The 18,466-nt window shown below is 63.7% G+C and carries 24 protein-coding genes; 16 read left to right on the top strand and 8 right to left on the bottom strand.

Features of this window, described 5'->3' with window-relative positions; all coding sequences use genetic code 11:
* The 3 genes from AC3WJU_RS21260 to AC3WJU_RS21250 form a co-directional block, all read left to right on the top strand.
* A partial coding sequence (locus tag AC3WJU_RS21260) for a sensor histidine kinase (protein ID WP_492260781.1) occupies nt 1-1,255 on the top strand: 1,255 nt, incomplete at its 5' end.
* Complete coding sequence (locus AC3WJU_RS21255) at nt 1,252-1,947, top strand: response regulator (protein ID WP_059388839.1); 696 nt, start codon at nt 1,252-1,254, stop codon at nt 1,945-1,947. The genes AC3WJU_RS21260 and AC3WJU_RS21255, both read left to right, overlap by 4 nt.
* A 54-nt stretch (nt 1,948-2,001) precedes the next feature.
* Nucleotides 2,002-3,303, top strand: coding sequence for a M18 family aminopeptidase (locus AC3WJU_RS21250; protein ID WP_441432840.1), 1,302 nt, complete (start codon nt 2,002-2,004; stop codon nt 3,301-3,303).
* A gap of 1 nt (nt 3,304) precedes the next feature.
* Here the strand turns inward: AC3WJU_RS21250 and AC3WJU_RS21245 are convergent, their stop codons facing one another.
* On the bottom strand, nt 3,305-3,976 hold the full coding sequence (locus AC3WJU_RS21245) for a DUF1345 domain-containing protein (protein ID WP_253257315.1): 672 nt from the start codon (nt 3,974-3,976) through the stop codon (nt 3,305-3,307).
* Nucleotides 3,977-4,164: 188 nt separating this feature from the next.
* A complete protein-coding gene (locus AC3WJU_RS21240; protein ID WP_059388837.1) occupies nt 4,165-4,503 on the bottom strand; it encodes a YnfA family protein in 339 nt (112 codons plus the stop codon).
* Nucleotides 4,504-4,762: 259 nt separating this feature from the next.
* On the opposite strand from AC3WJU_RS21240, the gene rpsF reads away from it, so the two are divergent.
* From rpsF to AC3WJU_RS21205, 7 genes are all read left to right on the top strand, one after another.
* Complete coding sequence (gene rpsF, locus AC3WJU_RS21235) at nt 4,763-5,068, top strand: 30S ribosomal protein S6 (protein ID WP_028267876.1); 306 nt, start codon at nt 4,763-4,765, stop codon at nt 5,066-5,068.
* A 55-nt stretch (nt 5,069-5,123) separates the two neighbouring features.
* Complete coding sequence (locus AC3WJU_RS21230) at nt 5,124-5,699, top strand: single-stranded DNA-binding protein (protein WP_078107100.1); 576 nt, start codon at nt 5,124-5,126, stop codon at nt 5,697-5,699.
* A gap of 125 nt (nt 5,700-5,824) precedes the next feature.
* Nucleotides 5,825-6,064: a 30S ribosomal protein S18 gene (gene rpsR, locus AC3WJU_RS21225; RefSeq protein ID WP_003800144.1), complete on the top strand. Its 240-nt coding sequence runs from the start codon at nt 5,825-5,827 to the stop codon at nt 6,062-6,064.
* A gap of 17 nt (nt 6,065-6,081) precedes the next feature.
* Nucleotides 6,082-6,534 carry a 50S ribosomal protein L9 gene (gene rplI / locus AC3WJU_RS21220; protein WP_059388834.1) on the top strand — a complete coding sequence of 151 codons (453 nt, stop codon included), beginning with the start codon at nt 6,082-6,084 and terminating at the stop codon, nt 6,532-6,534.
* A 187-nt stretch (nt 6,535-6,721) separates the two neighbouring features.
* Entirely contained in the window at nt 6,722-7,558 is an 837-nt protein-coding gene (locus AC3WJU_RS21215; RefSeq protein WP_059388835.1) for a PhzF family phenazine biosynthesis protein, read from the top strand.
* 100 nt (nt 7,559-7,658) lie between these two features.
* Nucleotides 7,659-8,285, top strand: a complete 627-nt coding sequence (locus AC3WJU_RS21210) for an FMN reductase (protein WP_492260780.1) — start codon at nt 7,659-7,661, stop codon at nt 8,283-8,285.
* 76 nt (nt 8,286-8,361) lie between these two features.
* A complete protein-coding gene (locus tag AC3WJU_RS21205; RefSeq protein ID WP_284988524.1) occupies nt 8,362-8,721 on the top strand; it encodes a TFIIB-type zinc ribbon-containing protein in 360 nt (119 codons plus the stop codon).
* A 25-nt stretch (nt 8,722-8,746) separates the two neighbouring features.
* Here the strand turns inward: AC3WJU_RS21205 and AC3WJU_RS21200 are convergent, their stop codons facing one another.
* Complete coding sequence (locus tag AC3WJU_RS21200) at nt 8,747-9,322, bottom strand: hypothetical protein (RefSeq protein WP_284988523.1); 576 nt, start codon at nt 9,320-9,322, stop codon at nt 8,747-8,749.
* 3 nt (nt 9,323-9,325) lie between these two features.
* Nucleotides 9,326-9,805, bottom strand: a complete 480-nt coding sequence (locus tag AC3WJU_RS21195; protein ID WP_059388831.1) for a hypothetical protein — start codon at nt 9,803-9,805, stop codon at nt 9,326-9,328.
* Between the two features lie 627 nt (nt 9,806-10,432).
* Between AC3WJU_RS21195 and dnaB the strand changes: the two genes are divergently transcribed.
* On the top strand, nt 10,433-11,812 hold the full coding sequence (dnaB, locus tag AC3WJU_RS21190) for a replicative DNA helicase (protein ID WP_184739940.1): 1,380 nt from the start codon (nt 10,433-10,435) through the stop codon (nt 11,810-11,812).
* Here dnaB and AC3WJU_RS21185 read toward each other — a convergent pair.
* From AC3WJU_RS21185 to AC3WJU_RS21175, 3 genes are all read right to left on the bottom strand, one after another.
* Nucleotides 11,809-12,156 carry a hypothetical protein gene (locus tag AC3WJU_RS21185; protein WP_492260779.1) on the bottom strand — a complete coding sequence of 116 codons (348 nt, stop codon included), beginning with the start codon at nt 12,154-12,156 and terminating at the stop codon, nt 11,809-11,811. The genes dnaB and AC3WJU_RS21185 overlap by 4 nt on opposite strands.
* A gap of 51 nt (nt 12,157-12,207) precedes the next feature.
* On the bottom strand, nt 12,208-13,176 hold the full coding sequence (locus tag AC3WJU_RS21180; protein WP_284988522.1) for an acyl-CoA thioesterase: 969 nt from the start codon (nt 13,174-13,176) through the stop codon (nt 12,208-12,210).
* A 104-nt stretch (nt 13,177-13,280) separates the two neighbouring features.
* Nucleotides 13,281-13,715: a DoxX family protein gene (locus AC3WJU_RS21175; protein WP_059388828.1), complete on the bottom strand. Its 435-nt coding sequence runs from the start codon at nt 13,713-13,715 to the stop codon at nt 13,281-13,283.
* Between the two features lie 193 nt (nt 13,716-13,908).
* Between AC3WJU_RS21175 and AC3WJU_RS21170 the strand changes: the two genes are divergently transcribed.
* The 3 genes from AC3WJU_RS21170 (at nt 13,909) to AC3WJU_RS21160 (ending at nt 16,234) form a co-directional block, all read left to right on the top strand.
* Nucleotides 13,909-15,252 (top strand): MATE family efflux transporter, encoded by a 1,344-nt coding sequence (locus tag AC3WJU_RS21170; RefSeq protein ID WP_492260778.1) that lies wholly within the window; start codon nt 13,909-13,911, stop codon nt 15,250-15,252.
* Between the two features lie 9 nt (nt 15,253-15,261).
* Entirely contained in the window at nt 15,262-15,816 is a 555-nt protein-coding gene (locus AC3WJU_RS21165; protein ID WP_059388826.1) for a hypothetical protein, read from the top strand.
* A 67-nt stretch (nt 15,817-15,883) separates the two neighbouring features.
* The gene (locus tag AC3WJU_RS21160) at nt 15,884-16,234 is read left to right on the top strand and encodes a hypothetical protein (RefSeq protein ID WP_059388825.1); all 351 of its coding nucleotides are present in this window, start codon (nt 15,884-15,886) and stop codon (nt 16,232-16,234) included.
* A 128-nt stretch (nt 16,235-16,362) separates the two neighbouring features.
* Here the strand turns inward: AC3WJU_RS21160 and AC3WJU_RS21155 are convergent, their stop codons facing one another.
* Nucleotides 16,363-16,911: a CGNR zinc finger domain-containing protein gene (locus tag AC3WJU_RS21155; RefSeq protein WP_492260777.1), complete on the bottom strand. Its 549-nt coding sequence runs from the start codon at nt 16,909-16,911 to the stop codon at nt 16,363-16,365.
* Between the two features lie 70 nt (nt 16,912-16,981).
* On the opposite strand from AC3WJU_RS21155, the gene AC3WJU_RS21150 reads away from it, so the two are divergent.
* Together AC3WJU_RS21150 and AC3WJU_RS21145 are read left to right on the top strand one after the other, a co-directional pair.
* The gene (locus tag AC3WJU_RS21150; RefSeq protein WP_492260776.1) at nt 16,982-18,007 is read left to right on the top strand and encodes an EamA family transporter; all 1,026 of its coding nucleotides are present in this window, start codon (nt 16,982-16,984) and stop codon (nt 18,005-18,007) included.
* Between the two features lie 40 nt (nt 18,008-18,047).
* Nucleotides 18,048-18,320, top strand: a complete 273-nt coding sequence (locus AC3WJU_RS21145; protein ID WP_059388822.1) for a DUF2277 domain-containing protein — start codon at nt 18,048-18,050, stop codon at nt 18,318-18,320.
* Nucleotides 18,321-18,466 lie beyond the last annotated feature (146 nt).

The raw sequence follows: 18,466 nt of genomic DNA, 5'->3' as shown, positions 1-18,466 counted from the left end.
GGCCCACGTGGCCGACGCGTCCTTTGCTGAAATCACGCTGCGGCGCCGTGGCAGGATCCGCCGCTATCTCTTTGAGCACCCGCGCGTCATGGACGCGGTGGTGGTGCTTTGCTATTCGCTCCTGGCACTGCCTACGCTGATCAGCTCCATCGTGGACGGCAAATGGTTCGCCGCCCTGCTGCTCGTTGCCATCGCCGCCATCCTGTTCCTTCGACGCCGCAATCCGCTGAGTGTCACCGCGACCGTTGCGGTCCTCGAAGTGGCCGTGACGCTGCTGAATCCCTGGGGTTCGAACGTCTCCGCGGGATTGTGGTTTGCGCTGTATGCGGTGGCCGTGGCGAGGGCCCGGACCTTCGCGTTGACGGTGTTCGGCGCGGCGAGCCTGCCCCTGACGCTCGTGTATCTCTTCATGTGGACCAGTCCGGCGGCCCCTGCCAACGGAGAGGCGATTCCGGAGAATTTCCACCTCATCAGCAACATCGCGGCCGCGGTCAGCATCTTGTTGTCCAACCTGATCGCCACCGGCATCGGCATTTCGGTGCGGCAGCGGCGTGAGCATGAGAGCGAAATCAGGGCCTGGGCTGCCCGCACGGCCCGCTTGGGTTCCGTCACCGAACGCAACCGGATCGCCCGCGAGATGCACGACGTCGTGGCGCACTCGCTGACGGTCATGATCAGCCTCTCGGACGGTGCCGCCGTCGTGGTCAAGAAGGATCCTGAGCGCGCGGGTGAGGTGCTTGGCGAACTCTCGCGCACCGGCAGGACTGCGCTGGCTGATATGCGCCGCGTCCTCGGCGTGCTGCGGGAGGACTCCGCGCGCCCGGCGCCCCTGGAGCCCTTGGTTTCCGGGCACGACCTGAGCAAACTCCTGGACGGATTCCGGACGGCGGGGCTGCCGTTGCACTATTCACACACGGGCCCTGCCCTTCCTGAAGACCCGGCGTTGCAACTCACGGTCTACCGGATCGTGCAGGAATCCCTGACCAACGTGCTCAGGTACGGGCGCTCCTTGAGCCAAGTGGATGTGCGGATCGTGCGGGAGGGTGACTCGGTCACCATTGAAGTGCTCGACGACGGCAGGGGCTCCCGGGAGCCGGGAACCGAAGAGGCGGCCCTGGGCACGGGCCAAGGCATCACGGGAATGCGTGAACGTGCGGGAATTTATGCCGGAACCGTGGATGCCGGTCCTGGAATCCACGGCGGATGGCGGGTCCATGCGGAGCTGAAATGGAATGGCGACAAGGGGAAATCATGACAGACAATGCTCCCATCAGGGTTCTATTGGTCGACGACCAGCCCCTGCTACGCATGGGATTTCGGCTCATCCTCGAAGGCGAGGACGACCTCGAAGTGGTGGGCGAAGCCTCCGACGGTGCCGAAGCCGTGCGGAAGGTGAAGGAACTGGAACCCGACGTCGTGCTCATGGACGTCCGGATGCCCGCCATGGATGGAATCGAAGCCACACGGCGGATCACGGCCTCGTCAACCAACGCCAGGATCATCATCCTGACCACTTTCGACCTCGACGAGTATGCCTTCTCCGGCTTGCAAGCTGGGGCTTCCGCCTTCCTGCTCAAGGATGTTGCGCCTGCCGAGTTGGTCCAAGGCGTCCGGCTCGTGGCCAGCGGCGACGCCGTGGTTGCTCCGAGGGTCACCCAGCGGCTCCTGGAAACCTACGTCCGCGGAGGCCGCGTTCCCGGCCAGGCTGCAGCCCCTGCCCGCGATCCACTGCTCGAAGAATTGACCCCCCGCGAAACCGAGATGCTGGAGGCTATCGCCGGAGGGCTCTCCAACGCCGAAATCGCCCACAAATTCTTTTTGTCCGAAGCCACGGTCAAGACCCACGTCCGGCGCATCCTCACCAAGCTGCACCTGCGGGACCGGGTCCAAGTGGTGGTCTACGCCTACGAAACAGGACTCGTGATCCCGAGCAACCCGGATTACTAGTGACGCGATAACGCCTCGCCGGCGACGTCCGCGGCCGCGGCTAGACTCGGAGCCATGCCTTCGAACTCCGCTGCAGAACACATCCAGGACCTTGGCGCGTATGTCAGCGCATCGCCGTCGAGCTTCCACGCCGTCAACGAGGCCGCGCGCCGGCTCGATGCGGCCGGTTTCACGGCCCTTGATGAACTTCAGCATTGGGAAGGCGGGGCTGGCAGCTTCTACGTGATCCGGGACGGCGCCCTCATTGCATGGGTGACGCCGGAAGGCGCCACTCCGACCACGGCATTCAATATCCTTGGCGCCCACACGGATTCTCCGTCTTTCAAGCTCAAGCCCAAGCCGACAACGGGCAAGTTCGGTTGGCTGCAGGCCGGCGTCGAAGTCTACGGCGGACCCTTGTTGAACTCCTGGCTGGACCGTGAGCTTCGGCTCGCAGGGCGCCTCGTGATGCTGGACGGCACCCAGCACCTCACGGCAACCGGACCGCTCCTGCGCTTCCCGCAATTGGCCATCCACCTGGACCGGGCCGTCAATGACGGCCTCACGCTGGACAAGCAACATCACATGAACCCCGTGTTCGGCCTCGGCGATCCCGATTCCGCGGATGTCCTGGCAATCCTGGCGGACTCGGTGGCCGGGGTTTCCGTGGATCCGGCGCAGATCGGCGGCTACGACATCGTCGTCGCGGACACCCAGGCACCTGAGCAGTTCGGTGCCAAGGGCGAACTGTTTGCATCGGGGCGGCTCGACAACCTCTCCTCAACCCACGCCGGGCTCGCGGCACTCATTGCGCACGCAACCGCGGGCGCGCCGGCTGCCGGTCCCATCGCGGTCCTGGCCGCCTTCGACCACGAAGAAATCGGCTCTGCCTCGCGCTCGGGCGCCTGCGGACCCATCCTCGAAGACATCCTCACCCGGATCTCCGACGGATTGGGCGCAACGGTGAGCGAACGGCGCCAGGCGTTGTCGGCGTCGTTCTGTGTTTCCGCGGATGCCGGCCACGCCGTCCACCCCAACTACCCGGAGCGGCACGATCCGGCCAACCGACCGATCCTCAATGGCGGACCGCTTCTCAAGATCAACGCGAACCAGCGGTACGCCACGGACGCTACCGGCGCGGCATTCTGGGCGCGGCTCTGCGGCGAGGCGGGTATCCCCTACCAGGAGTTCGTCTCCAATAACGACGTCCCGTGCGGCTCCACCATCGGTCCGCTGACGGCCACCCGCCTGGGGATCCGGACGGTCGACGTCGGCGTGCCCCTTCTGTCGATGCACTCCGCACGCGAGCTATGCGGCGTTGAAGACCCGCACCACCTGGCCACGGTGACGGAGTTGTTCTTCCGCACGGCGATCTAGCTCAAGACGCCAGGCTCACCACGAGGTTGATGGTGGTGGCCAGGATCCCGACGCCGAAAACGTAGGCGAGCAGGCTGTGCCGCAAGGCGGCAGACCGCATTGCCCTGGTGGTGATCGACGTGTCCGAAACCTGGTACGTCATCCCGAGGCTGAACGCCATGTAGGCGAAGTCCGTGTATTGCGGCGGTTCCTTTTGGTTGAACTCGATGCCGCCGGGCGGATCGGACGTGTAGTACACCTCGGCATAGCGCAGGGTGAAGAGGGTGTGCACCAGCAGCCACGACGCCACGGCACCGACGAGGGCCAGCAGGGCGAGCATGAATTTGTCGACGCCGTGCGCGTCCTTCGCGCCGAACATCACCAGGACGAAGGCTGCGAGGGAGCCGACGGCGGCACACAGGATCAGGAGATCGGCCGTGGAGCGCCGTGGATCTTCTTCCCTGGCGTGGCTTCTGGTCTGATCGGCCTTCATCCGAGTGATGACTGTCCACACGAAGATGTTGTAGACCACGGCGGCCACTGCCCAGCCCGCCGCGGGCGCGTAGATCCACTGTCCCCAAATTCCGGTCGCCACTGCGGCAGCGATGCCGGTGACGATCATCAGCAAGAATCGCAATCGGGAACGTTTGGCACGGGCAGACTTCGGACCTTGGTTCTTTGCTGCGGCGTTCATAGTCAGATCATGGCACGCCTGGCTGGAGGCTCAGGGGTCACGCCACGCAGACTTTTGGGCTCATGCATGGAGCAGCGCCCCGGAAAACCGGGGGATCCCGACGTCGGACGGTCCAGAAAGTTGCACAGCGTGACGGCTTAGCTGCCGTGACGCCTTAGCTGCCGTGACGCCTTAGCTGCCGTGACGCCTTAGCTGCCCGGCCGGGGCGCGAACATGATGACGGCCACTCCGAAGATGCAGATCATGGCGCCGATGATGTCCCAACGGTCCGGGCGGAAGCCATCCATAAGCATTCCCCAAGCCAACGATCCGGCGATGAACACCCCGCCGTAAGCGGCAAGCACGCGGCCGAAGTGTGCGTCAGGCTGGAACGCCGCCACGAAACCGTAGATACCCAAGGCTGCGATACCGAGGCCCGCCCACCACCACGGTTTGGCCTCCCTGACCGATTGCCACACGAGCCAGGCCCCGCCGATCTCGGCGATGGCCGCGAGGATAAAGAGTGCGACGGATTTGAGGACGGTCATGGGTTCAGTCTGCCTGAGCTTGGCGTCGCGGTACCACGCGGGTTATCCACATATCTGGGTTATCCACATACGCGGCGCCGCGCATTCCACCATGCCGACACGCCGAATAGGCTTAGAGGCGGGAAATGGACTAAGATATTGAAGTCTGTGCTGCGCCTGCTTCCGCTTCTGGAAGCGGTCATCAGCACTGTTCATCGCAAATGAACCTCCTGTTACGGAAATGCCGTAACCGCTTAGCCCAAAGGAGGTGGGTTCACATATGCGTCCTTACGAATTGATGGTAATCATCGACCCCGAGGTCGAAGAGCGTACCGTAGAGCCGTCGCTTCAGAAGTTCCTCAATGTCATCACCACCGATGGTGGAACCATCGAAAAGGTTGACATCTGGGGCCGCCGTCGCCTCGCTTACGACATCAAGAAGAAGTCCGAAGGTATCTACGCTGTGGTGAACTTCACCGCCAAGCCGGAAACCGCCAAGGAACTTGACCGCCAGCTGAGTCTCAACGAGACCATCATGCGCACCAAGATCACCCGCCCCGAAGAGCAGAAGGTCGTTGCTGAGTAATTTCAGCTCCAGGCTTTCATTCTTTACCCCGCAGGAACGAACAAGGAGGCAGTAGATGGCAGGCGAAACCACTATTACGGTCATCGGTAATCTCACCAATGACCCCGAACTGCGGTTCACACCGTCAGGCTCGGCGGTAGCGAACTTCACCATCGCTTCTACTCCCCGGACCTTCGACCGCCAGTCCAATGAGTGGAAGGACGGGGAAACCCTGTTCCTCCGCGCATCGGTATGGCGCGAAGCAGCCGAAAACGTCGCCGAATCCCTCACCAAGGGCATGCGCGTGATCGTTTCCGGCCGCCTGAAGAGCCGTTCCTACGAAACCAAGGAAGGCGAGAAGCGCACCGTTATCGAGCTCGAAGTCGATGAAATCGGCCCGAGCCTGCGTTACGCCAATGCCAAGGTCAACCGCACCCAGCGCTCCGGCGGTCAGGGTGGCCAGGGCGGCTTCGGCGGCGGCAACAATAGCGGCGGCTTCGGAGGTGGCGGCGCTGGTGCAAACCAGGGCGGCAACTCCGGCGGAACGTGGGGCGGCGGCCAATCCGCACCGCAGGAAGACCCCTGGGCTACCCCGGGCGTCAGCAATGCGGGTGGATGGGGCAACGGCCCGGATTCCGAACCTCCCTTCTAAACACTCATAAAAGTTCGACGCCGGAACCCGCCGGACGTGCCGCAAGGCACCCGGGTGGCGACCGCCGTCGAGCACCACCATCCCGTGGATCCATTCCACGGGCTCCATAGAAAAGGAGCTCCACGATGGCTAAGGCTGAACTCCGTAAGCCCAAACCAAAGTCCAACCCCTTGAAGGCCGCTGACATCACCGTCATCGACTACAAGGACGTAGCATTGCTGCGCAAGTTCATCTCCGACCGCGGAAAGATCCGCGCCCGTCGCGTCACTGGCGTCACGGTGCAGGAACAGCGCAAAATCGCCCAGGCAATCAAGAACGCCCGCGAAGTTGCTCTGCTGCCTTACTCCGGCGCTGGCCGCGGCTAAGGAAGGGATTAACTAACATGGCAAAGCTCATTCTGACCCACGAAGTAACCGGTCTCGGTGCTGCTGGCGATGTTGTCGAGGTCAAGGACGGTTACGCACGTAACTTCCTGCTGCCCCGCGGCTTCGCTCTGACCTGGACCAAGGGTGGCGAGAAGCAGGTTGAGTCCATCAAGGCTGCCCGTGCTGCTCGTGCCCACGCTTCGGTCGAAGCTGCACAGGCCCAGGCCTCTGCGCTTTCTTCCAAGAAGGTCAAGCTCGTAGTGAAGGCCGGCGAGTCCGGTCGTCTCTTCGGCACCGTCAAGCCGGCTGATGTCGCTGCTGCAGTTGAGGCCGCTGGCCTTGGCTCCATCGACAAGCGCAACGTTGAACTGCCGAACCACATCAAGTCCCTTGGTTCGTACCAGGCCAACGTCCGCCTGCACGAGGACGTTTCCGCTGTCATCGACCTTGAGGTCGTTGCAGGGAAATAATCTCTGACGTAGCTCGAAGGACCCCCGTCCCCGGTTTCCGGAGGCGGGGGTCCTTTGCTATATGCGCTTTCGGGGGCGCGAACTGGCAGTAGATGCCCTCCGGCGGCCTCGCTACGGGCATTAGCTGCCAGTTCGCGCCAAGGAAGACGGGGGAACTTGATAGCCTGCCGGGGTGAACCTTGAAACCATGCGCACCAGGCCCTTCTCGCAAGTGGATGTCTTCACCGACGTGCCATACCTCGGCAATCCGCTTGCAATCGTCGTCGACGCTGAGGGGCTCAGCGCGGACCAGATGCAGCACTTTGCCCACTGGACCAACTTGTCCGAGACCACCTTCCTGCTGCCGCCGAGCGATCCTGCGGCCGACTACCGCGTTCGCATCTTCACCGGCAGCGAGGAATTTCCTTTCGCGGGACATCCGACGCTTGGCTCGGCGCATGCCTGGCTGGCGGCCGGCGGAGTGCCGAAACAGGACGGGATGCTGGTTCAGGAATGTGGCGCAGGCTTGGTCAAGGTAAAGCTCGACGGCGGCCGGCTCGCGTTCGCTGCTCCGCCACTGACCCGCTTCGGGCCCGTGGACGAAGGAACCATCGAACAGCTGGCCGCCGGCCTCCGGCTGCCCCAAGCGGCGCTCCTGGATGCATCGTGGCTGGTCAACGGGCCTCAATGGATCGGCGTGCTGCTCGAATCGGCCGAGCAGGTCCTTGGCCTTGAGCCGGACCTTGAGGCGTTGGGGGATCTGAAGGTCGGTGTGATCGGTCCTCATGAACCGGGCGCCGGAGTCGATTTCGAAGTCCGGACGTTCATTCCGGGAGACGCCATGGTGGAGGACCCCGTCACGGGAAGTTTCAATGCGGGGGCTGCCCAGTGGCTGATCGGCAGCGGCCGGGCTCCGGAGCAGTACGTCGCCGCGCAGGGCACCGTGCTGGGCCGGGCGGGACGCATCCACGTCACGGTGGAAGACGGCGAGACCTGGGTGGGCGGGAGCTCGGTGATGTGCATCCAGGGAACGGTCCGCCTGTAGCGGGGGAATAAAAGGCGCGGAGCTGCAGTTTGGGAGTATAGATGCAAACGCATGTACTCTGGTTTGAAGCCATCGAACCGCCTAGCAACAGGAGACAGTCATGGAGACCCGCCGCATAACCGTCCTTTCCGCCGGACTTGGCGTACCGTCGTCGACCAGGCTCCTTGCAGACCAGCTCGCCGCGTCGGCCAAGCGCCAGCTGGGCGATGCCGGCTACGAGGTCCGCGTGGACATTGTCGAACTCCGGGACCTGGCGGTGGATATCGCCAACAACTTCGTCACCGGCTATGCCGCGCCGCGCCTCGCGGAGGTGATCGCCGGCGTCGAGGATTCCGATGGCATCATCGCCGTCACTCCCGTCTTCAGCGCCTCCTACAGCGGGCTGTTCAAGTCCTTCATCGATGTGCTGGACCCCAAGTCCCTGGACGGGAAGGCAGTCCTCCTGGGCGCCACGGGCGGCACCGACCGGCACCAAATGGTGCTCGACTACGCCATGCGTCCGCTCTTCACCTACCTTCGGACCCGGATAACCCAGACGTCCGTTTTCGCCGGGCCCCAGGACTGGGGAAACACCGACGACGGCGCGTCGCCGCTATCGGTCCGCGTGGACCGCGCGGCCGGCGAGCTTGCCCGGCTCCTGAGCGGCGAGCAGCCGCACCGCAAGGCGGACGCGATGGAATCCCTGCCTTTTGAGCAGCTCCTCGCGGGGATCACCGCGGCACGCTAGGCGAGGTAGTCCGAGGCCGGTTCGCTACAGGGCGAGCCGGCCGAACTTTTCCGGCGGCCGGCTCGTTGACCCGAACATGAAGTGTCCCGTGGATTCAATTGACCTGGTAATGAGTGAGCGCAGCGGTGTGGAGATCGATTACTGCCCGCAGTGCAGAGGAGTGTGGCTGGACCGCGGCGAGCTCGACAAGATTATTGACCGTGCCGCCGGCGGATTCGGGGCTGGATCCACCGCGCCGCCGGCTCCTGTGGACGGACTCACGCCACCGCCGCTGTATGGCAACCCGGCCTACGAGACCCAGGATCCCCGCTATGCCGGGAATGACAGGCCACGCCTTGACGACCGGAACTACGGCAAGCAAGGTCACAACCGCGACTATGACCGTCGGCGGCCCAAGAAAAAGGAAGGCTGGTTGGGGGACCTGTTCGACTTCTAGGACGTGAGGGCTCGCCCGGCCCGGGCTAGTCCTCCAGCAGCTCGATGAACTCCCTGGCCTGCTTCATGCTGATGTCGGAATGCTTGGTCAGGGCCAATGCCGCGGCTTCGACGTCGCCGCTCTTGGCCAGGGTGCGGATCCGGCCGTAGATCTCGTCATTGAGCATATTGCTGCTCACTTCACGCGTGACGTCGCCCTTGCTGACGATTGCGCGGTACCGGTACGGGAAGTGCTCCGGCTCGTCGTCGTCGGGCATGAGGTCCTGCGGGGCGGGTTCGGGCTTGCGGAAGGGCTGCGGGTGCGCCGCAAGGGCGCCGACGGCGTCCCGTGAGGCGCGCAGGCCCTCTCCGGTGGCGCTGAGGTACAGCTTGATGGCCGCCATGGCCTGACCTTGGGCGATCAGGGAATACAGCTGCCGGTGTTGATCCTCGCTGAGCTTCGCGGCGGCCTCGCGGGCCAGCTCGACGGGATCCACGGCAGCTTTGTGGGTGGCCGCATTTCCGCGGAGTTCCGCTGAGCGGCGGGCGAGCACACGGCTCATCAGCAGCACGCCGACGACGACGGCCGCCAGGATCAAGACCGGAACGAGTAGGGAAGACATGCGCTAAAGCCGATCTATGTAGTTCTTGGCGGTCAACAAGTCCGAGTGGGTCGTCTGGCGCAGGAGCTTGATGGCCTGGATTTTCTGCCCGCTGCGGACCATGCCCTGCAGCTGCAGGGCGAACTGTGGATTCAACTGCCCGTTGGGGAGGATGGGACCGTTGTAGCCGGCCTGGCCGACTCCCGGGCCAGCCCCGGCTTGAGCCCTCAGTGCCGCCCGCGACTGGCTGTCCTGCTGGGACTGTTGCTGCGCATTCTGGCTGGGCCGTGTGGATGCATCGATGCGGGCCCTCGCTGCCGTCGCCGCTTGCACTTGGGCGGCCTGGTGGGCTGCCGAGCGGGCGGCCAGCTCCCGTTGATATCGTTCGGCGTCTGACAGCCCCGAGTTGCGTGGCTTGAATGCCGCCGTCAGGGCCCAAATCACGGCCACAAGGATGACAACGGGCATTGCGACCAGCAGTACATCCCCAATGGTGAAACCCATACCTAGAGCTTATGTCAGAACGCGGTTATCCACAGCACATTCCTGCTTTGGCATAGCTTCTGAGAGCCGACTGTCAAATTTCAGGCTGATTTGTGGGGAGTATCACATTTTTGGCATATTTATCCCCCTTTCGGCCGTCAGGCGGGGACCGGAGCCTGGATTGAGCGAATCGCCCTGTGGATGATCCGTCGAGGAAAATACTTTTGATCCACATGGCTCGAAGAACGTTTTCCCAGCTCAGAGGCTATTTGCCGGAAAAAGAATTTCTCTTTCCACAGGGTCATGCACAGACTGTGCACAAGTAGGGGTATGTATTCCACACTTTATCCACAGGTCCAGCTTGGTGCCTCGGAAAAGCAGGGCTAACGTGGCTGAGTACCTGCTTTAGGTACTTGGAAAACCCCTGTTTCTTGTGGACGGCACCTTGGTGCCGTTGAAAAGCAGCGCGCCTGCGGACCTTTCTGTGGATAAGTTGTGGAAATCTTGGGAAAACCAAAATTGTCGGTGCCCTACGGAACAGTTTGGACCAGCCGGCATAAACGGCGCGGTCGGAGCAACCCACACGGGACATTGGCCTACCGCACCGCCGGGAACAGTTATCTTCGCGGTACACAATGGAGGACGGCTTTGTCAGTTACGCACTTGGATTCGATCGAGGGCGGCCGGACCTCGGACGCCAGCCGCAAACCTCCCCAGGACATCCCCGCTGAACAATCAGTTCTCGGCGGCATGATGCTGTCCAAGGATGCCATCGCCGACGTCGTGGAAATTGTGCGCGGACATGACTTCTACCGTCCCGCCCACGAGACGATCTACGAGTCCATCATCGACCTCTACGGCCGCGGCGAACCTGCCGATGCCGTCACCGTGTCCGATGAGCTCACCAAGCGCGGCGAGATCAACCGGATCGGCGGCCCTGCCTACCTGCACGAACTGATCCAGACCGTGCCCACGGCGGCCAACGCTGGCTACTACGCCGAAATCGTTGCTGAGCGCGCCGTCCTGCGCCGGCTCGTGAATGCCGGCACCAAGATCGTCCAGATGGGGTACGGCCAGGACGGAGAGGTCGAAGACCTCGTCAACCAAGCCCAGGCCGAGATCTATGCCGTGGCCGAACGCCGCACTGCGGAAGACTACGTGGCGCTCAAGGACGTCATGGAATCCACCGTTGATGAGATCGAGGCATCCGGCCACCGCGGGGAGGGCATGACGGGCGTACCCACCGGGTTCTACGAACTCGATGAGCTCACCCATGGTCTTCACCCGGGCCAGATGATCGTCATCGCCGCGCGCCCCGCCGTCGGTAAGTCCACGTTCGCGCTTGACTTCGCCCGTTCCGCTGCCATCAAGAACAACCTCGCCACCGTGATGTTCTCCCTGGAAATGGGACGCAACGAAATCGCGATGCGCCTGCTGTCCGCGGAAGCCACCATCGGCCTCCAGGACCTGCGCAAGGGCACCATCAAGGACGAGCAGTGGTCCAAGATCGCCACCACCATGGGCCGCATGAACGACGCCCCGCTGTTCATCGATGACAGCCCCAATATGTCCCTCATGGAAATCAGGGCAAAGTGCCGTCGCCTGAAGCAGCAGCACGACCTCAAACTGGTGATCCTCGACTACCTCCAGCTCATGAGCTCCGGCAAGAAGGTGGAGTCCCGCCAGCAGGAAGTCTCCGAGTTCTCGCGTGCCCTCAAGCTGTTGGCCAAGGAGCTCCAGGTTCCGGTCATCGCGCTCTCGCAGCTCAACCGTGGATCCGAACAGCGCCAAGACAAGCGGCCCATGGTTTCGGACCTCCGTGAATCGGGTTCCATCGAGCAGGACGCCGACATGGTCATCCTTCTCCACCGCGAAGACGTCTACGACAAGGAATCCCCCCGTGCCGGAGAGGCCGACATCCTCATCGCCAAGCACCGTAATGGTCCCACCAAGGACATCGTGGTTGCCTTCCAGGGACACTACTCCCGCTTCGCGAACATGGCGGGCGAGACCGGCGGCGGGTTCTAGCCGCTGGTTGCCTGGTGGTGCGCAGACCCTACGAAGTCGAGGGCCTCACGGGCCAGTGCCAGCCACGACTCGTGATCCTCGGCGGTGACCGTGAGCCACTCCTTCATCGGACGACCCTTTCCGGCGTCGAACGGCGCCCCGGCTCCGGTGCCGATCAGGGCGTTGACACGATCACGTGGCAGCTTCACAACAAGCCTGCCGCCCAAAACCATCGCGAAGATCGAGCCGTGAACCTTTAAGGCAGACGAACCGAATCCGTGCTGTCCCGGTTCACCCGGGACGCTCACACCCGGGACACTCCTGAATTCGTCGACGAGTGCATTGAACCGTTCCTCGGGCACCATGAGGACATCTTCCCGCCCTGAACTTCGCGGCGCCAGACCCGGACGAAACGCCTACCGGCCGTTAAGCAAATGATCCGGCCTCCGGTTTCCGGGAGCCCGTCCCCGGATCTCCAGCAGTTCGCGGGCATGGGCATGAAGGCGCCGGTCCTCGTCGGTTTCCGGCACCCAGGGAGGTATAGGAACAGACGTGCCGGTTTCGTCCCTGGCAACCATGACCGTGAGGCAGTAGGTGGTCAGATTCATCTCACGGCTCTTCGGGTTCCCGGAGCGAACGTGCACGGCAATATGCATGCCTTTATGGCCTGTGTAGACGAGGCGGGCTTCGACTTCCACCACATCGCCGATCAACAATGGCCGGTAGAAGCGCACGCCCCCGGAGAACACGGCCACGGTGTCCTTGCCGCAATAGCGGGAAGCGCAGACGTAGGCGGCCTCATCGATCCACTTCATGACAATGCCGCCGTGGACTTTTCCGCCCCAGTTGACGTCAGTGGGGGCCGCCATGAAGCGGAGGACAACGCGTTCGGCTGTGCCGGCGTCGGTATATTCCTGCGCGTTCATGGCTTCGACAATCTTTTCCCGCACGGCAATCCGCGCGAGGGCGTTGTCGCGTTGCTCGATTTCCTCCGGCGTCGAAGGCTCGAACTGGGGGACTGGAACCGGCCGCCCGTCGGGACCGACCGCGACGAAGATCACCAGGCACTGGCTGCGCATCGTGGCCGGCCCGCCCTTGGGATCGCCGGAGGACACGATGGTCCGGATGTGCATGGAAGAGCGGCCCGTATAGACGATCGTCGCTTCGACCTCGACCATGTCTCCGCTGTTCACGGGGTCGGCGAAATGGATGTTGCCCACATATGCCGTGACGCAATAGGACTTCGCCCAGCCAACGGCTGCCGCGTAGGCGGCCTTGTCCACCCACTCAAGGACTGTGCCGGCGTCGACGGACCCGCTATGTCCGACGTCGGTGGGGGAAGCAAGGAACCGCAGGGTGACGGAGTGGGAGGGGAGCTCGCTCATGACGTGAGTGTATCGACGGCGTGGATAGCGGCGCGCTGTATGACGGGCTGGGGACACCCAAGCGGACAGGCCTGGGTGTCGCCAGCGATGTGGTGCACGCGATCCTAGGCGAGAATACGCAGCTTTGAACCCCGCCGGCCGAAGACCGCGGCGTCGATGGAGATCCGTCCGGCGCCTGTCAGGGCCACAGCCGCGGCTGCGGCAGCGAGGGCCAGGACGAGTTCATACCCGCCCTTGTCCGCAAACAGGCCGGCCGGAGCGTGGACCAGGAACAGGGCGCCGAGCATGTCCAGCGCAAGGACGGCGGCGAAGACGCGTGTCAGCACGCCCGCGATGAGGGCAATGCCCCCGACAAGTTCGATGGTTGCCACGATCGGGGCCACGACATCGGCGGCGGGGACGCCCATCTTGCCGAAGGCGGCCTGAGTGCCGGCGATGGTGAACTCGTTGAATTTCTGCCAGCCATGCGCGGCGAAGATGAAGCCGACGATGACGCGCAGGACAGTAAGGGCTGTGTTGGTCAGGGTGGACTGGTTCATGTTTTTGCACCGTTTTCGGGTAGCGGTTGGCTGTCGTGAAGCTCCAAGGCCAAGGCCCAATTTGTTGAAGCTTCAACTCAAGCCTTTCGAACTTTGCTGGAAGTGTCAAACAACGGTGACGCAGTCAGACCGCCTCCGCGGTCCCGCATAAGCCCCCAAGCTGCGTGTCGGCGGCTCCCGCTAGGCTGGGAAAGTGCCCCAAACAGTGACCCGTCCCATCGCGCCCTCCACTGCCCGCGAGATCCTGCGCTTGGCTGTCCCCGCCTTTGGGGCGCTCATCGCGGAACCCCTCTTCCTTTTGGCCGATTCCGCCATTGTGGGCCATCTTGGCGTCCCTCAGCTGGCGGGCGTGGGGCTGGCCTCTACCCTGCTGTACACCGCCGTCGGACTTATGGTGTTTCTGGCATATTCGACAACTCCCGCGGTGGCCCGGGCCATCGGGGACGGAAAGCTCGCCAAAGCGCTGGCCGCAGGGCGCGACGGCGTGTGGCTGGCGTTGCTGCTGGGTGCCGTCCTCGCAGTGGCGGGCTTCTTCGCGGCTGAGCCGCTGGTAGGGTTGCTTGGAGCGAGCGGCGAGGTGCGCGCATACGGTGTGGAGTACTTGCGTTGGTCCACGCCGGGACTCGTCGCCATGCTGCTGATCTTCGCCGGAACCGGCGTGTTGCGCGGATTGCAGGACACACGCACGCCTTTGGTGGTCGCAACAGCGGGGTTCGCTATCAACATCGCCCTGAATTGGTTCCTGGTTTACGGCCTCCATTTGTCCGTGGCGGGGTCAGCCATCGGCACCAGCATCGCTCAATGGGCCATGGCCGCCGTCTATTTGGCCATAGTGGGACGGAACGCCCGGCGCCACGGCGTTTCGCTGCGCCCGGATTGGCGCGGAATCCGCACGATGACCACCGTGGGTTCATGGCTCATGCTCCGCACCCTCAGCCTGCGCCTGGCTATCCTGGCCACGGTCCTGGTGGTCACGTCCCAAGGGTCCGTGAACCTCGCCGCGCACCAGCTCGCGATGACCATTTTCTCCTTCCTCGCCTTCGCCCTGGACGCCTTGGCGATTGCTGCGCAGGCCCTCATCGGCAAGGAACTCGGCGCCTCCCATCCGGCGCGTGCGCGCGAACTCACCCGCACCATGATCCGCTGGGGCGTGGGCTTCGGCGTCGTGACCGGTGTAGTCCTCGCGGGCGCCGCTCCGTGGGCGGGCTTCCTGTTCACCTCCGACGCCGGCGTCCAGTCCGCGCTCACCGCGGCACTGTGGGTACTCGCCATCGGGCAGCCCCTCGCCGGATACGTCTTCGTCCTGGACGGCGTCCTGATCGGCGCGGGCGATGCACGCTACCTGGCGATTGCCGGCGTCGTGAACCTCGCGGTCTACCTGCCGCTGTTGGCGGCAGTCCACCTGACCAGGCCCGACGGCGCGGCGGGGCTCGTGTGGCTCTGGGCCGCGTTCGCGCTGGGCTACATGCTGGCCCGCGGGGTCACTCTGGGGCTGCGCGCCCGCTCCGACAAATGGATGGTCCTCGGTTCGCACTAAACTGGACTGGTGACTCTCCCCGCCTCTTCAGCGACTTCATCCACGCCCGCAGCAGCCGCCCTCTGGAAGCCCGTACTTCTCCGCGCCGGTGCTGCGCTGGTGTTTGGAGCCGTGACCGTCTTCTGGGGCTCGCCATCCGTTCACGTTCTGGCCTGGGCTGCCGGGCTCTATCTGCTCGCAACCGCGGGCGCCGCGTTCCTGGCTACGAGTGTTCCGGCGGCCGCGGCCGCCGTCGTTGGCCTGGCAGGGGTGGGTGCCTTGATTACGCAGTCCGACACGGGCGTTGGCGTTTCCGCGCTCGTCGGGTTGCTGGTGCTCGGGGTGTTTGAGCTGGTCAAGGGATTCCGGCACCGCGGACGTCACCTGCTTGCCCGCGACTGGAGCATTTCCGGTGTGGTGGGCATCGGCACCGCCCTTGCGTTGCCGTTTTTCATCAGCCTTGGAGCGCACGCGCTTCTCGGTGTTGCCGGCGGTGGCGCCATCATCTCGGGAGTCTTGTGGGTGCTGTCCGGCCTGAGCCTGCGGCACGATGGGCGAACCCCCTCCGCTGAGGCCGTAAACTAGTAGTCGTACGTTCTACCCTGCGTAGAACTCTCGAGGCGCAGACGGCGCCAGCACCCACATTGGAGGAATGACCTTGGCTGACCAAAAACCAGGAGAGCCGCGCAAGATGCGGACCTCGGTTAAGGGACCGCTGATGTTCTCCGCGTTCTGGGGCGTCGTGATCTTCTTCGCTGTGCTGATTTTCGCCTCCGGCGGCAGCGCCCGCACTCCGCGCTTTGACCTCGCCTTTACCGGCGCCGGCATCGCCTTCATTGTGAGTCTCGTCCTCGCCGCCATGCTTTCCATGAGCCACAAGGAAAACGCCGAGCACCTCGGCAAGGGCTCGGGCGTCAACCTCAGTTCCAGGAAACCGGGCCAAGGTCACGGTTCTGCGGCCCCCCAAGCGGGCAGCGAAACGGAAACCCCCGACGCCGACTAGGCCGTCCTAGCCTCCTATCGCATCACGCCACGCAACTTTTTGCCGGCTGGCCACCGCCGCAACCCGGGAAACTCGGGGCAGGCCGCCGTCGTGCACCTTGAAAAGCTGCACGACGTGACGCCCTCCCCTTATTCGGCCTCCGATGCTTTCCGGGCCCGGTAAGCGGCGACGTGCGTCCGGTTGGCGCAGTTGCCCGTGTCGCAATAGAGCTTGGAGCGGTTACGGCTCAGGTCCAGCACGACGGCGTCGCAATCGTCCGCTGCGCACACCCGCAGGCGGTCCATTTCCTTGCTGCGGATGACGTCCACAAGTGCCATGGCAGCTTCCGTGCCCATGCGTTCCGCGAGGGGCGCCTCAGGGGTGGTTGCGTGTAGGTGCCAATCCCAATGATCATGCTTGACCAGCTGGGGAAGTGCGCGCGCGTCGGTGAGGAGTTGGTTGACGGTCTTTGCGGCCGCGTCCTCATCCGCTGTCCACAAGGAGGTTAGCTGGCTCCTAAGTCGCTTCACGCTGGCCAATTCCGCCTCGGTTCCCTCCCTGGTCCCCGTGAATTCTTCCGCGTCAAGGAAGGCGTGAAGCTCGGCGGCACTCGTGAGGGATTCGGTCCCGTTGGCGGCCGTATTGATCAAATTGACCACGGTTCGAAGCGCGACTTCAGTGTCAGGTGCAAAAAGCACTTTGACTCCTTACATCTCTCGGGAGTATTGTCAGCAGCGTAACCCATTTTACTCCTGACAGGAGGCTGCTGTGTCAGCTGCAACAAACCGGGCTGGTGCTGCGGGCTTCATGGCGTCGGGCCTGGGGCTCGCGCTCTTTTCCTCAGCGGTTTTCGGCTTGTCCGGCTCGTTCGCCAAGTCCCTCCTGGAAACCGGGTGGACCCCCGGCGCGGCAGTTGCCATCCGATTGAGCGGCGCATCACTCATCTTGGTAATCCCGGCCGTCATCGCTCTCCGGGGCCGTTGGCACCAGCTCAAGGACAACTGGCTCACCATCCTGTTGTTCGGCGTGATCGGTGTTGCGGGGTGCCAGCTTTTCTACTTCAATGCGGTGTCAAGGCTGTCCGTGGGGGTCGCCCTCCTGCTCGAATACCTCGCGCCAACCATGATCGTCTTGTGGCTGTGGGCCGCGAGCCGACGCCGACCCAGAGCCCTCACCGCCATTGGAACGCTGCTTTCCCTCGGCGGACTCGTCCTGGTGCTCGATCTCACCGGCGCAGTGAAGGTCGACTTCGTCGGCGTCCTGTGGGGCATGGCCGCGGCCGTCTGCCTGGTCATCTACTTCTTCATCACGGCCAAGCAGAACGACACCTTGCCGCCCATCGTGCTGGCCGCCGGCGGTCTCATGGCAGGCTCAATCCTTATCTGGATTGCCGGCGGGACCGGTCTGGTATCCATGACTTTCGCCACGGCGGATACGCACCTCGGGCCGTGGACCACGCCGTGGTGGGTCTCGATCGCCGGCCTTGTCATCCTGTCCACCGTGCTGTCCTACGTCACGGGGATCATGGCAGCCCGAAGCCTTGGGTCCAAGGTGGCATCTTTCGTCTCGCTCACTGAAGTGTTGTTCGCCGTGGTGTGGGCCTGGCTGTTGCTGGCCGAACTGCCCGGAGCCATCCAGCTCGTGGGCGGGGCACTCATTGTGTGCGGAGTGGTCTTGGTGCGAATCGACGAACTGCGGGCGGACAAGCTTGATGCTGCCGGTTTCGGCGAAGTAGCCCCCGAGCTTGACCACGCGAACGACGTCGAGCCGGTGCCCTCGGAGAGGGTGCTCTAAAAACCGAGCCTTGATAGGGGACTGGGCCTAGCATGTTGATATGTGCCGGAACATCCACACCCTCCACAATTTCGAGCCACGAGCCACCTCCGCAGAGGTAGAAGCCGCAGCGCTGCAATATGTGCGCAAGATCAGCGGCACCACCAAGCCGTCAAAGGCCAACGAGGAGGCCTTCGCCGAGGCTGTCCATGAGATTGCGCATATCACACAGCATCTGCTCGATTCCCTCGTGACCCATGCGCCAGCGCGCAATCGCGACGAGGAGGCGGCCAAAGCCAGGGCCCGCGCGGCCGTTCGGTTCGGAACGGCCTAGCTTCCCCCAAACTGCTAGCTCCCCCAACTGACTGGCAGTTGTTGCCGTTTTCGCGCCGGATAACGACAACAACTGCGAGGGCCCACGCCGCCAGGGTTCCCTGGCCGAGCTTGCGAGGCGAGGGTGGCGGTGGGGATTAGTTGGGT

The organism is Arthrobacter sp. FW306-1B-F12A (genome assembly GCF_058781865.1).
This window is presented reverse-complemented; position numbering and strand designations above follow the sequence as displayed.

What these genes read in the sequence shown, in the direction of transcription:
- AC3WJU_RS21255 (WP_059388839.1), top strand. Translation starts at nt 1,252, where the DNA reads ATGACAGACAATGCTCCCATCAGGGTTCTATTGGTCGACGACCAGCCC.
- AC3WJU_RS21250 (WP_441432840.1), top strand. Translation starts at nt 2,002, where the DNA reads ATGCCTTCGAACTCCGCTGCAGAACACATCCAGGACCTTGGCGCGTAT.
- AC3WJU_RS21245 (WP_253257315.1), bottom strand. Translation starts at nt 3,976, where the DNA reads ATGAACGCCGCAGCAAAGAACCAAGGTCCGAAGTCTGCCCGTGCCAAA.
- AC3WJU_RS21240 (WP_059388837.1), bottom strand. Translation starts at nt 4,503, where the DNA reads ATGACCGTCCTCAAATCCGTCGCACTCTTTATCCTCGCGGCCATCGCC.
- rpsF (WP_028267876.1), top strand. Translation starts at nt 4,763, where the DNA reads ATGCGTCCTTACGAATTGATGGTAATCATCGACCCCGAGGTCGAAGAG.
- AC3WJU_RS21230 (WP_078107100.1), top strand. Translation starts at nt 5,124, where the DNA reads ATGGCAGGCGAAACCACTATTACGGTCATCGGTAATCTCACCAATGAC.
- rpsR (WP_003800144.1), top strand. Translation starts at nt 5,825, where the DNA reads ATGGCTAAGGCTGAACTCCGTAAGCCCAAACCAAAGTCCAACCCCTTG.
- rplI (WP_059388834.1), top strand. Translation starts at nt 6,082, where the DNA reads ATGGCAAAGCTCATTCTGACCCACGAAGTAACCGGTCTCGGTGCTGCT.
- AC3WJU_RS21215 (WP_059388835.1), top strand. Translation starts at nt 6,722, where the DNA reads ATGCGCACCAGGCCCTTCTCGCAAGTGGATGTCTTCACCGACGTGCCA.
- AC3WJU_RS21210 (WP_492260780.1), top strand. Translation starts at nt 7,659, where the DNA reads ATGGAGACCCGCCGCATAACCGTCCTTTCCGCCGGACTTGGCGTACCG.
- AC3WJU_RS21205 (WP_284988524.1), top strand. Translation starts at nt 8,362, where the DNA reads ATGAAGTGTCCCGTGGATTCAATTGACCTGGTAATGAGTGAGCGCAGC.
- AC3WJU_RS21200 (WP_284988523.1), bottom strand. Translation starts at nt 9,322, where the DNA reads ATGTCTTCCCTACTCGTTCCGGTCTTGATCCTGGCGGCCGTCGTCGTC.
- AC3WJU_RS21195 (WP_059388831.1), bottom strand. Translation starts at nt 9,805, where the DNA reads ATGGGTTTCACCATTGGGGATGTACTGCTGGTCGCAATGCCCGTTGTC.
- AC3WJU_RS21185 (WP_492260779.1), bottom strand. Translation starts at nt 12,156, where the DNA reads ATGGTGCCCGAGGAACGGTTCAATGCACTCGTCGACGAATTCAGGAGT.
- AC3WJU_RS21180 (WP_284988522.1), bottom strand. Translation starts at nt 13,176, where the DNA reads ATGAGCGAGCTCCCCTCCCACTCCGTCACCCTGCGGTTCCTTGCTTCC.
- AC3WJU_RS21175 (WP_059388828.1), bottom strand. Translation starts at nt 13,715, where the DNA reads ATGAACCAGTCCACCCTGACCAACACAGCCCTTACTGTCCTGCGCGTC.
- AC3WJU_RS21160 (WP_059388825.1), top strand. Translation starts at nt 15,884, where the DNA reads ATGACCTTGGCTGACCAAAAACCAGGAGAGCCGCGCAAGATGCGGACC.
- AC3WJU_RS21145 (WP_059388822.1), top strand. Translation starts at nt 18,048, where the DNA reads ATGTGCCGGAACATCCACACCCTCCACAATTTCGAGCCACGAGCCACC.